This window comes from Duganella sp. CF517 (genome assembly GCF_900110275.1).
Lineage (GTDB): Bacteria > Pseudomonadota > Gammaproteobacteria > Burkholderiales > Burkholderiaceae_D > Rugamonas.
In genome coordinates this window covers 305,833-317,537 of sequence record NZ_FODC01000006.1, presented here as the reverse complement: position 1 = coordinate 317,537, position 11,705 = coordinate 305,833, and the positions used below count along the sequence as shown (strand labels likewise).

10 protein-coding genes are annotated in these 11,705 nt (G+C 65.8%); 4 read left to right on the top strand and 6 right to left on the bottom strand.

Annotation, left to right across the window (positions count from 1 at the left end; all coding sequences use genetic code 11):
- The first annotated feature begins 23 nt into the window (after nucleotides 1–23).
- From BMX85_RS23565 to BMX85_RS23550, 4 genes are all read left to right on the top strand, one after another.
- Complete coding sequence (locus BMX85_RS23565; RefSeq protein ID WP_090324538.1) at nucleotides 24–1,997, top strand: dipeptidyl-peptidase 5; 1,974 nt, start codon at nucleotides 24–26, stop codon at nucleotides 1,995–1,997.
- 7 nt (nucleotides 1,998–2,004) lie between these two features.
- Nucleotides 2,005–6,168: a DEAD/DEAH box helicase gene (locus tag BMX85_RS23560; RefSeq protein ID WP_090324535.1), complete on the top strand. Its 4,164-nt coding sequence runs from the start codon at nucleotides 2,005–2,007 to the stop codon at nucleotides 6,166–6,168.
- Nucleotides 6,169–6,308: 140 nt separating this feature from the next.
- Entirely contained in the window at nucleotides 6,309–8,261 is a 1,953-nt protein-coding gene (locus BMX85_RS23555; protein ID WP_090324532.1) for a DUF885 domain-containing protein, read from the top strand.
- Nucleotides 8,262–8,439: 178 nt separating this feature from the next.
- Entirely contained in the window at nucleotides 8,440–8,832 is a 393-nt protein-coding gene (locus tag BMX85_RS23550) for a CCDC90 family protein (RefSeq protein ID WP_143068052.1), read from the top strand.
- Between the two features lies 1 nt (nucleotide 8,833).
- Here BMX85_RS23550 and tatC read toward each other — a convergent pair whose 3' ends face one another.
- From tatC to hisI, 6 genes are all read right to left on the bottom strand, one after another.
- Nucleotides 8,834–9,592 carry a twin-arginine translocase subunit TatC gene (tatC, locus tag BMX85_RS23545; protein WP_090324526.1) on the bottom strand — a complete coding sequence of 253 codons (759 nt, stop codon included), beginning with the start codon at nucleotides 9,590–9,592 and terminating at the stop codon, nucleotides 8,834–8,836.
- Entirely contained in the window at nucleotides 9,592–10,092 is a 501-nt protein-coding gene (gene tatB / locus BMX85_RS23540) for a Sec-independent protein translocase protein TatB (protein WP_090324524.1), read from the bottom strand. Before tatB ends, tatC begins: the two co-directional genes overlap by 1 nt.
- A gap of 55 nt (nucleotides 10,093–10,147) precedes the next feature.
- Nucleotides 10,148–10,357: a Sec-independent protein translocase subunit TatA gene (tatA, locus tag BMX85_RS23535; protein WP_090324767.1), complete on the bottom strand. Its 210-nt coding sequence runs from the start codon at nucleotides 10,355–10,357 to the stop codon at nucleotides 10,148–10,150.
- Between the two features lie 144 nt (nucleotides 10,358–10,501).
- Nucleotides 10,502–10,873 carry a histidine triad nucleotide-binding protein gene (locus BMX85_RS23530; protein WP_090324522.1) on the bottom strand — a complete coding sequence of 124 codons (372 nt, stop codon included), beginning with the start codon at nucleotides 10,871–10,873 and terminating at the stop codon, nucleotides 10,502–10,504.
- 34 nt (nucleotides 10,874–10,907) lie between these two features.
- Complete coding sequence (locus tag BMX85_RS23525) at nucleotides 10,908–11,246, bottom strand: phosphoribosyl-ATP diphosphatase (RefSeq protein WP_090324519.1); 339 nt, start codon at nucleotides 11,244–11,246, stop codon at nucleotides 10,908–10,910.
- Nucleotides 11,243–11,686 carry a phosphoribosyl-AMP cyclohydrolase gene (gene hisI, locus BMX85_RS23520; RefSeq protein WP_090324516.1) on the bottom strand — a complete coding sequence of 148 codons (444 nt, stop codon included), beginning with the start codon at nucleotides 11,684–11,686 and terminating at the stop codon, nucleotides 11,243–11,245. Before hisI ends, BMX85_RS23525 begins: the two co-directional genes overlap by 4 nt.
- Nucleotides 11,687–11,705 lie beyond the last annotated feature (19 nt).

Below are 11,705 nucleotides of genomic sequence, written 5' to 3'. Positions count from 1 at the left end.
AACCAACGCATCCCGGAGCCGCCATGACATCAGAAGCACCGACCATCGCCGAATACGGCACCTGGCCATCGACCATCAGCGCCGAGCGCGTGGCGGCCGGCGCGACGCCGATGTCGTCGCTGATGCTGGGCGGCGCCGACGGCGGCGATATCTTCTGGCTGGCCGGGCGCGCCGCCGAGGCGGGCCGCAACACGCTGCTGCGCCACCACGGCGCCGCCACCGACGAACTGACGCCGGCGCCGTTCAATGTGCGCAGCCGGGTGCACGAATACGGCGGCGGCGCCTACGCGGTCGACGGCGAGACCGTGTATTTCTCCCATTTCGCCGACAACCGTCTCCACCGGCTCGATTTCGCCGGTGACGACGACGCGCAGCCGGCCCCGGTGGCGCTGACGGCCGGCGGCAAGCAGCGCTTCGCCGATTTCGTGGTCGACCGCGCGCGCGGACGCCTGATCGGCGTGCGCGAATTGCATGGCGAGGATGGCCACGGCGAGCCGTCCAACACCATTTGCGCGATCGGCATCGCCGACGGCGCCGAAACGGTGCTGGCGCAGGGCGCCGACTTCTATTCGTCGCCACGGCTGTCGCCGGACGGCCGCGCGCTGGCCTGGCTGACCTGGGACCATCCGCGCATGCCGTGGGAAGGCACCACCCTGTGGCTGGCACAAATCCAGGACGACGGCGCGCTGGCGGCGCCGGTGCGCGTCGCCGGCGGCGTCGACGAATCGATCTGCCAGCCGGAATGGTCGCCGAACGGCCTGCTGCACTTCGTCTCCGACCGCAGCGGCTGGTGGAACCTGTACCGCCTGGGCGCGGACCGCCAGGGCGCCGAGGCCCTGTGCCCGATGGAGGCCGAATTCGGCTCCCCGCACTGGACCTTCGGTAACTCGATGTACGGCTTCCGCTCCGCCTCCGAAATCATCTGCACCTATATCGACAAGGGCGTGAGCCGGCTGGCGCGCCTGCTGCCGGCCAGCGGCAAGCTCGAAGCGATCGCCAATCCGTACGAGGAAATCCGCGAACTGCGCGTGGCGCCCGGCTACATCGCCATGCTGGCGGGCGGCCCGTCGATCCCGTTGGAACTGGCGCGCATCGACTTCACCGAGGAAGGCGTGGAGATCCTGGCGCAGTCGATCGCCGAGCTGCCCGACGAGGACAACCTGTCGATCCCCGACAATATCAGCTATCCGAGCGCCGACGGCCGCACCTCGCACGCGTTCTTCTACGCGCCGCGCAACCGCGACGTGCGCGCGCCCGAAGGCAGCAAGCCGCCGGTGATCGTCATCAGCCACGGCGGCCCGACCGGCATGACCGTCAACACGCTGAAACTGGCGACCCAGTACTGGACCAGCCGGGGCTTCGGCGTGCTGGACGTGAACTACGGCGGCAGCACCGGCTTCGGCCGCGCCTACCGCGACCTGCTCAAGGGACAGTGGGGCATCGTCGATGTCGAGGACTGCGTGGCCGGCGCCCGGGCGCTGGTCGAGCGCGGCCTGGCCGACAACGACCGCCTGATCATCCGAGGCGGCAGCGCCGGCGGCCTGACGACCCTGTGCGCGCTGACCTTCCACGATGTCTTCAAGGTCGGCGCCAGCTACTACGGCGTCTCCGACCTGCAAGGGCTGGACGACGACTCGCACAAATTCGAATCGCGCTATACCGCCTACCTGATCGCGCCGCAGCCGCAGGCGCAAGCGCTGTACAAGGAGCGCTCGCCGATCAACCACACCGACAAGCTGGCGCGCCCGATGATCTTCTTCCAGGGCCTGGACGACAAGGTCGTGCCGCCGCAGCAATCGGAAATGATGGTCGACGCGCTCAAGGCGCGCGGCGTGCCGGTGGCCTATGTACCGCTGGAGGGCGAGGGCCACGGCTTCCGCAAGGGCGAGAACATCGTGCGCACCTTGGAGGCGGAGCTGTACTTCTACCAGCGTATCTTCGGCCTGCACGATCCCTCGGCGGCAGCGCCGATCCACATCGACAACCTGAAGGACTGATCCACGCATGGCCGACCCGAAGCTGCTTGCCGAATTCGACGCGCTTGAATTCAACGAAAAAATGATACTGGCGCTGCTCGCCCTGATCGGCGAGCCGGTCGGGCGCACCGCGATCCTCGATCATTTGAACAAGGCGCGCATCGAGGACAAGGACGGCCACCGCTACACCGTCGGCACCCTGGACGAATCGATGCGCAAGCTGGAGCGGCTGGCCTTCATCAGCGCCGTCACCGGGCGCGGCTTCGTGTGCAACCCCAAGCTGCGCTGGCCGGCCATGCGCGCCTCGATCGGCACCCACGCGCTCGACGACCTGTGCGAGGCGTACGACGAACTGGTGCCGATGCGCCAGACCTGGAACAGCGTCGAGCCGCGCAGCTACCGCGCCGGCATGGCGCGCCTGCGCATGGGCCTTCTGCGCGGCCAGGCGCCGCAGCAGATCCAGCCGATACTCGCCTTCTGCCTGGGCAGCTACGAGGCGGCGCAGCTGCACCCGATCGTCGACATCTTCGGCCGCCCGTTCGAGCCGGGCATGATCGCGCGCGTCCATCCGCTGCTGCAGGACGACGTGCTGGCGGTACTGCTGGAAAACGCCAAACGCGAATTGCCCACCGTGTCCTTGATCCGCGAATTCTGCGAACAGCACCTGCAACGCCGGCTGGCGGCCAAGGACGACATCGGCCCCGAACTGCGGCTGGTGCTGGCCGAGGACGCCATCCTGTGCGGGCGCCTCGACGACGCCAAACGCTATCTGGAGCACACGGCCGGTCCGCAAAGCCAGTTCCTGGCCAGCACCATCGTGCTGCTGCGCGGCGCTACCGGCGCGGCCCTCGCCGGCTACGAGGCCGCGCTCAAGCTGCTGCGCCGCGAAACGGGCAAGCGCAAGCACCTGTTCGCCGGCATCGGCGCCTACCTGTACCTGCTGTCGCTGCTGCGCAGCGAGGACCCCAAGCACCAGAAAGCGGCGGACGCCTACCTCGAGATCGCGGTGCGCATGCCGCCCAACTACGACGCCGCGATCCACCAGCAGATCGACATGCTGCGCCAGGTCCGCGCCGGCACCATGCAAACGGATGTCGTCTCCGCGCTGCCGTGGGACCTCGGCCCGCAGACGCAGTTGTTCCAATGCCTGCTGTATTTCTGGCTGTCGCTGCCGCGGCTCGGCGAGCGGCGCCTGGAACTGCAGGAGCTGCGCGAGAACGCCGAACGCGCCGGCTACCTGTTCATCGCGGCGCAAGCGGCCACCCTGCTCGGCCACCTGGGCGACGTCGACCAGCAGCGCCACGCCAACGACTTGCGCACGCGCCTGGGCCTCCCGGACATGACGGTGTGGTTCGAGCGCCAGGAAGCCTGGCAGCGCCAGCTGTCGGCGCTGATCAACCTCCAGCAGCCCGCCACGGCCGACGCGGCCGGCGCCACGCGCCTGGTCTGGCAGCTGACCTACGACAACCGCCACGGCCTGACCGATGTCGCGCCGGTGGAACAGAAGCGCGACGCGCGCGGCTTGTGGAGCAAGGGCCGCGCCGTGGGCCTGAAGCGGCTGCGCTTCGAGCCGGAGCAATTCGATTTCCTGACGCCGCAGGACGTGCGCGTGTCGGAGGCGATCTCGGTGGCGCACCGCAGCTACCATTCCAACGCCCTGGCCTACGAGATCGATCCGCAGCGCGCCGCCGCGGCGCTGATCGGCCACCCGCTGCTGTTCTGGGCCGACGCCTCCGACACCCGCGTGGAGATGCTGGCCGGCGAACCGGAACTGCTGATCAAGAAAAGCCCGGGCAACCTGGAGATCCGCCTGCACCCGCGCATCCCCGACGACAATTCCTTCGTCATCGTCAGCAAGGAGACGCCGACCCGCCTGCGCGTGGTCAGCATCCTCGACGAGCACCGCCGCATCGCCGCCATCGTCGGCGACAGCCTGACGGTGCCGGCGCACGCCGAGCAGCAGGTGCTGCACGCGATCAGCTCCATCTCGTCGCTGGTGACGGTGCAATCGGACATCGGCGGCGCCGCGCCCGACATGCAGCAGGTGGAGGCCGACACGCGCCTGCACGTGCATCTGCTGCCGTACCAGCACGGCCTGAAGATGCAGCTGCTGGTGCGGCCGCTGGCCAACGGCGCCTATTACGCGCCCGGCGCCGGCGCCGACAGCGTGATCGCCGACGTCGGCGGCAAGCCGGTGCAGGCGCGCCGCCACCTGATCGACGAACGCGACGCCGAACGGGAGCTGATCGCCAGGTGCCCGGTGCTCGAATCGGCCGAACAGGATCACGGCGAATGGCTGCTCGGCCAGCCGGCGCTGTGCCTGCAATTGCTGGTCGAGCTGCAGGAACTGAAGGCGGGCAGCATCGTGATCGCCTGGCCGGAGGGCGAGAAATTCCGCGTCACCGCCAAGGTCGAGACCAAGCAGGTGCGCCTGTCCATCAAGAGCAACAAGGACTGGTTCGCGGCCAGCGGCGAGGTGCAGGTCGACGAAGACAAGGTGATGGACCTGCGCACCCTGCTGGAGCTGATGCAGAAGAACCAGAGCCGCTTCGTCGAACTGGGCGAGAACCGCTACCTGGCGCTGACCGAGGAGCTGCACCGCCGCCTGCGCGAGGTGTCGGCCTACGGCGAGCTGACCGCCGACGGCGTGCGCCTGCATCCGCTGGCCGCGTTCGCGCTGGAGGAACTGGCCGACGATGTCGGCGGCCTGAAGGCGGACAAGCTGTGGAAGGAGCATTTGCAGCGCATGGCGTCGCAGGCGGCGTTCGAGCCTCATCTGCCCAGCACCCTGCAGGCCGAGTTGCGCGACTACCAGCTGGAAGGCTTCAACTGGCTGGCGCGCCTCGCGCATTGGGGCGTGGGCGCTTGCCTGGCCGACGATATGGGCCTCGGTAAAACCCTGCAGGCGATCGCGCTGATCCTGTCGCGCGCGCCGCAGGGGCCGACCCTCGTCATCGCGCCGACGTCGGTGTGCATGAACTGGATCAGCGAGGCGGCGCGCTTCGCGCCGACCCTCAACGTCAAGCTGTTCGGCGCCGGCGACCGCGCCGGGACCATGTCCACCCTGCAGCCGTACGACGTGGTGGTGGCCAGCTACGGCCTGCTGCAGCTGGAGTCGGCGCTGTTCGCCGGGGTGCGGTGGAACACCATCGTGCTCGATGAAGCACAGGCGATCAAGAACGGCGCCACCAAGCGTTCGCAGGCCGTGATGGCGCTCAAGGGCGAGTTCCGCATGATCGCCACCGGCACGCCGCTGGAAAACCACCTGGGCGAGTTGTGGAACCTGTTCCGCTTCATCAATCCGGGGCTGCTGGGCAGCATCGAGCAGTTCAACCTGCGCTTCGCCGCGCCGATCGAAAAGCCGCAGGACCATCGCGCCGAACTGGGCGCGCGCAACCGCCTGCGGCGCCTGATCCAGCCGTTCATGCTGCGCCGGACCAAGGCCCAGGTGCTGACCGAGCTGCCGTCGCGCACCGAGATCACGCTGGAGGTCGACCTGTCCAAGGAGGAAACGGCGCTGTACGAATCGCTACGCCGCACCGCGCTGGAAAACCTGGCCGCCGTCGAGGGCCCGGCCGAGAAGAAGTCGATCCAGATCCTGGCCGAGATCATGCGGCTGCGGCGCGCCTGCTGCAATCCGAACCTGATCGCGCCGGAACTGGGGCTGGCCAGCAGCAAGCTGGCGGCGTTCGCGCACCTGCTCGAGGGGCTGCTGGAGAACCGCCACAAGGTGCTGGTGTTCAGCCAGTTCGTCGACCACCTGTCGCTGATCCGCGCGCACCTCGACGCCAACGGCATCGGCTACCAGTACCTCGATGGTTCGACCTCGATGGCCGACCGCAAGAAGCGGGTCGACGCCTTCCAGGCCGGCATCGGCGACGTCTTCCTGATCAGCCTGAAGGCGGGCGGGGTCGGCATCAACCTGACCGCCGCCGACTACGTGATCCACATGGACCCTTGGTGGAATCCGGCGGTGGAGGACCAGGCGTCGGACCGCGCCCACCGCATGGGCCAGCTGCGCCCGGTGACCATCTACCGCCTGGTGGCGCGCCACACGATCGAGGAAGGCATCGTCGACCTGCACCAGCACAAGCGCGACCTGGCCGACAGCTTGCTCGAAGGCAGCGACGTCTCGGGCCGCATGTCGGCCGGCGAGATGCTCGGGATGCTGCAAGAAGGGTTGAAGAAGTAGGCGCGGCCGCGTTTTGTCTTGTATCGGGCGCTCTCAAGCGGGCCGATTAGTGATAATCTCCATCGCTTCGACTCGGCACGCTTGCCACCGCGTGATGTGGACACGCGTGCCTTGTCAAAATAAACACAAGGCTGCAGACGATGATCAAGACAAAAATTGCACTGGCGGTGGTGATGGCGGCACTCGCCTTCGCGCCGGCCGGCGCGGCGCCCGCCAACAAGGACGCCAGCACCAGTAGTAAAAACAAGAACGCCAAGGGTAGCAAAAACAGCAGCAAGACCGGCACCAAAACCGCGCCCGCCGGCAAGGCCGGCAAAGACGGCAAGACCACCAGGAAGGGCGGCAAAGGCAAGGCCGTGGCCGCCGCCGCGGCGACGACGGCGGTGGTCGCGACCCGGCCGGCGGTGGCCGCGGTGTCCGAACGGCGCCAGGACCGCTCGTTCGACACCCTGAGCAACCAGTTCCTCAACGCCCTGTGGCGCATCGATTCGGAAAGCGCGATCTACGCCGGCAAGTACGACACCGCCGCCACCTTGAGTATCCCGGACGCGGCCACGCAGACCAGGGAGCTGGCCTTCATCGACGACTGGAAACTGCGCTTCGGCAAAGTCAACGCCAGCCAGCTGTCGCCGAAGCAGCGCACCGACCTGGCGCTGCTGATGAACAAGCTCGATAGCGACCGCTTCCGCCTGACCACCCTGCGCGAGTTCGAGTGGAATCCTGCCAGCTACAACGTCGCCGGGCCGCTGGACCTGATTTTGGGCACCGAATACGCGGCCCAGCCGCAGCGCCTGCGCACCCTGCTCAAGCGCATCGCCAGCATTCCGGCCTACTACGAGGCGGCGCGCAACAACATCGTCAACCCGACGCGCGAGCACACGCGCCTGGCGATCAAGCAGGCGCCCGGCGTGCAGACCGTGCTGATCGAGGTCGACAAGGCGGCGCAGGCCTCGATCCTGACGCCGATCGAGAAGCAGCAGTTCACGCAGCGCGTCAACGCGGCGCTGACGGCGGTCGACAACTACGTCGCCTTCCTCCGCGAGATGGACAAGCTGATGGACACGCGCGGCCGCCGCACCTTCCGCATCGGCAAGGCGATGTATGAGCAGAAGTTCGCCTACGACATCCAGTCCGGCAGCACCGCCGAACAGACCTACCAGAAGGCGCTGGCCACGCGCGAGGAGCTGCTGGTCAATATGGACAAGCTGTCCGACGGCATGTGGGACAAGTATCTGCCCGGCGTGGCCAAGCCGGCCGACCGGTTCGCCAAGATCGGCATGATGATCGACAAGCTGTCGGCCAACCATGTGCGGCGCGAGGATTTCGTCAACGAGATCAAGCGCCAGATCCCGGTGCTGCAGGACTGGGTGATCAGCAAGAACCTGCTGACCCTGGACCGCAACAAGCCACTTGAAGTGCGCGCGACGCCGGCCTACCAGGCCGGTGTGGCCGGCGCCAGCATCGACGCGCCGGGGCCCTACCGGCCGCAGGACCGCACCTACTACAACGTCACTCCGCTCGACGGCGCGACGGCGGAGGCGGCCGAGAGCAGCCTGCGCGAGTACAACCACTGGATCTTGCAGATCCTCAACATCCACGAGGCGATTCCCGGACACTATGCGCAACTGGTGTACGCCAACAAGTCGCCGTCCATCGTCAAGTCGATCTTCGGCAACGGCGCGATGGTCGAGGGCTGGGCGGTCTACGGCGAGCGCATGATGCTCGAATCGGGCTACGGCGACAACGCGCCGGAGATGTGGCTGATGTATTCGAAGTGGAACCTGCGCAGCGTGACCAACACCATCCTCGACTACAGCGTGCACGTGCTGGGCATGACGGAGGAGCAGGCGATCGACCTGTTGACGCGCCAGGCCTTCCAGACGCGCACCGAGGCGGTCGAGAAATGGCACCGGGTGCAGGTGTCGTCGGTGCAGCTGACCAGCTATTTCAGCGGCTACAGCGAGATCATGGAATTGCGCGAGGAGCGCAAGCAGGCCTTGGGCGACAAGTTCAACCTGAAGGAATTCCACGAGCAATTCCTCAGCTATGGCAGCGCGCCGGTGCGGGTGATCAAGGGCTTGATGACGAAGTAGTGGCTACACGGCATGGATATGCGAAGCGGGGCGCCGGCAGCAATGTTGGCGCCCCGTTTTAGTTGGATCGCGCACTGGCGCGCTTGCGAGCGCGCAAAGGCCTCATCCACCGATTCGATACGATGGTCGCTTAGCCCGTGCCGGGCCGGTTCTGCTACGATAAAAGCCGGGAGTGATCATGACCATGCCGATCAAATTCGATACCCTTGAGTACGCCAGAAGGCTGGCCGAAGCCGGAATTCCACCCGATCAGGCCGACGCCCACGCGCAGGCATTAAGCGACGCGTTGGCGACGGCCAGCGTCGCGCCGGCCGAGCTGGTGCTGGTGCTGGTGAGAAGCGAGCTCTTGGCGAGAATGGATATGCTCAAGAGCGAGGTGTATGCGCGCATCGATATGCTAAAGAGCGAAATCTACTCGCGCATCGACCTGTTGAAGAGTGAGATCGATGCGCTGGAAGCACGCATGAACGCCAAGTTCAAAGTCGTGTACTGGCTGACCGGCTTATCGCTCGCAACGAGCGCACTCACCCTGGCGACACAGGTCTTTATGATGGCGAAAATATTGCCCTAGACTAGGACTGCTTTTCTTCCGGCGCCGTCGACATGCGCACGAACATCGGCGCCACCAGCAAGCCCAGCTCGAACAGCAGGCACATCGGAATAGCCAGCGAGAACATGCTGACCGCGTCCGGCGGCGTGACAATGGCCGCGATGACGAACGCGCCAACGATGGCGTAGGGGCGGATCTCCTTGAGCTTGGCCACGGTGACAAAGCCCATGCGCACCAGGATCACCACCACCACCGGCACCTCGAAGGTGGCGCCGAAGGCCAGGCACATCGACATGACGAAGTCGAGATAGTTTTCGATGTCCGGCGTCACCGCGATCGACTGCGGCGAGAACTCGGCGATGAACTGGAACACGCGGCCGAACACCAGGAAGTAGCAGAACGCCACGCCCGACATGAACAGGAACGACGACGAAATGACCAGCGGCGCGATCAGGCGCTTCTCATGGGCGTACAGGCCGGGCGCGACGAACGCCCACAGCTGGTACAACACCCACGGCAGCGACAGGATGATCGAGATCACCAAGGTCACCTTCATCGGCACCAGGAACGGCGAAATGACGCCGGTGGCGATCATCTTCGAGCCGACCGGCAGGGACGCGATCATCGGCTGCGCGATGAAATCGTAGATTTGCGCCGGTCCCGGCCAGATCATCAACCCCAGGCACACCAGCGCCACGCCGATCGACGCCTTGACCAGACGGTCGCGCAGTTCGACCAGGTGGGAGATGAAGGTTTCTTCGCCGGAGTTCGGTGTAGTCATTAGTAGAAGCTAGCGTTGGTATTGCCGCGTGGGCGGAAACGGGCGACGCGCGCCGCGCCGGAGGTCACATGCAGCTTGCCGCCGTGGCGCTGTTTATACCAGGCCGGAATGGCGGCGCTGCGCACCACCTTCTTGCGGCGGAATTCGCGCGCCTTGCGCGCCAGGTCGTCCGTGCTGACGCTGCCGTACGAGGCGGTGTCGGGGATCGACGCCGGCGTGTCGTGCCAGGCGTTCTCGACTTCGGAGATATTCTGCGAAATCGAGTTTTCCACGTCGCTTTTGATGTTCTGCGCGGCGTCCTGCACCGTCTTGTGGAGGTTTTTCAGTTCCTCCAGCTCGATTTCGCGCGAGACCTCGGATTTGACCTCGTTCAGGTAGCGCTGGGCGCGCCCGTACAAGGTCCCGGCCATGCGCGCCACGCGGGGCAGCTTTTCGGGACCGATGACGATCAGCGCAACCACGCCGATCACAGCAAGTTTGGTAAGACCGAGATCGATCATAGGATATGCGCGTCAGCGAACCGGGCCCGGCGACAAGTCGCGGGCCCGGACCGGCTTACAGCTTGTTTTTCTCTTTGGCGTCGACGTCGATGGTGCTCGGGGTGACCGGCGTGACGGGCTTGTCGTCGTCGCCCTTGACGCCATCCTTGAAGCCCTTGACGGCCTTGCCGATGTCGGAACCCATATTGCTCAGCTTCTTGGTGCCGAACACCAGCATCACAATCACCAGAACGATCAGCCAGTGCCAAATACTAAATGAACCCATCATATTCCCCTTGCAAGGCGCATGCGCCCAGATTATCCGTTGATTCGAGAACCGCGTGCGACAGTATAAGCGAACAGCGGCGTGTCATGTAGATGTCATGTGGCAAGCGATAGCAACCACCGGATGCCGCCCGGAAGCACGCTTTTACCGCTGGCCGCGCCACGGGTGCGCGCCGCCGATCACGTGCAAATGCAGATGGTACACCTCTTGCCCGCCGTCCGGCCCACTGTTGATCAGCGTCTTGTAGCCGCCGCCGGGCGCGCCGTCCGCATCATAGCCGACCGCGCAGCCGAATTCCTCTGCCAGACGGGGGGCCAGCGCCAGCATCCTGCCCAGCAGCGGCGCCTCGTTGGCGCTGCAATCGGACAAGGTCGAAATGTGTTTCTTCGGGATCACCAGCAAATGCACGGGCGCGGCCGGATTGATATCCTTGAACGCGAGCAACTCGTCATCCTCGTACACGGCCGTCGAGGGAATTTTCTTTTCGGCTATCTTGCAAAACAAGCAGTTTTCCACGGCGGCTCCATCAATGGTTGGGGTTGTCCCTGCGTTACTCTTTGCGCGCGGCTTTTTCGGCGATGCCGGACACGCCTTCGCGGCGCGCCAGCTCGTCGAGCACCTGCTGCGGCTTCAGATCGAACTGGGCCAGCAGCACCAGCGTATGGAACCACAGGTCGGCCACTTCGTACAACACCTTGTCGCCGTCGCCGCTGGCGCGCGCGTCCTTGGCGGCCATGACGGTCTCGGTGGCTTCCTCGCCGATTTTTTTCAGGATGGCGTCGTCGCCCTTGGCGAACAGCTTGGCGACGTAGGAGGCGGCGGGGTCGCCGCCGTTGGCCGGCTTGCGTGACTCGATCAGCTCGGCCAGGCGGTCCAGTTGTGTGCTCATGGGGTCTTCTTCGGCTTTGCCGCGTAAATATCGGAGGGGTCTTTCAGCACCGGCTCGCTGCTGTGCCAGTCGCCGTCGAGCGCGTCGCCGTCGAACTTCTGGAAGAAGCACGAATGCCGGCCCGTGTGGCAGGCGATGCCGCCGGCCTGCTCGATCTTGAGCAGCACCACGTCCTCGTCGCAGTCGAGGCGGATCTCCAGCACCTTTTGCGTGTGGCCGGACTCCTCGCCCTTGTGCCACAGTTTCTTGCGCGAACGGCTCCAGTACACCGCCTCGCCCAGCTCGACCGTCTTGGCCAGCGCGTCGCGGTTCATCCACGCGAACATCAGCACGTCGTTGCTGCCGGCTTCCTGGGCGATGACCGGCACCAGGCCGTTTTCGTCCCATTGGATTTTCTTCAGCCATTTGGCCTTGGCGAGGCTGCTCGGGGGAGTCGACATCGTGCTATCCAGTGCTGTG

Coding starts and splice junctions, on each gene's coding strand:
- tatC (WP_090324526.1), bottom strand. CDS start 9,592: ATGACTACACCGAACTCCGGCGAAGAAACCTTCATCTCCCACCTGGTC.
- tatB (WP_090324524.1), bottom strand. CDS start 10,092: ATGATCGATCTCGGTCTTACCAAACTTGCTGTGATCGGCGTGGTTGCG.
- BMX85_RS23560 (WP_090324535.1), top strand. CDS start 2,005: ATGGCCGACCCGAAGCTGCTTGCCGAATTCGACGCGCTTGAATTCAAC.
- hisI (WP_090324516.1), bottom strand. CDS start 11,686: ATGTCGACTCCCCCGAGCAGCCTCGCCAAGGCCAAATGGCTGAAGAAA.
- BMX85_RS23550 (WP_143068052.1), top strand. CDS start 8,440: ATGACCATGCCGATCAAATTCGATACCCTTGAGTACGCCAGAAGGCTG.
- tatA (WP_090324767.1), bottom strand. CDS start 10,357: ATGGGTTCATTTAGTATTTGGCACTGGCTGATCGTTCTGGTGATTGTG.
- BMX85_RS23555 (WP_090324532.1), top strand. CDS start 6,309: ATGATCAAGACAAAAATTGCACTGGCGGTGGTGATGGCGGCACTCGCC.
- BMX85_RS23565 (WP_090324538.1), top strand. CDS start 24: ATGACATCAGAAGCACCGACCATCGCCGAATACGGCACCTGGCCATCG.
- BMX85_RS23525 (WP_090324519.1), bottom strand. CDS start 11,246: ATGAGCACACAACTGGACCGCCTGGCCGAGCTGATCGAGTCACGCAAG.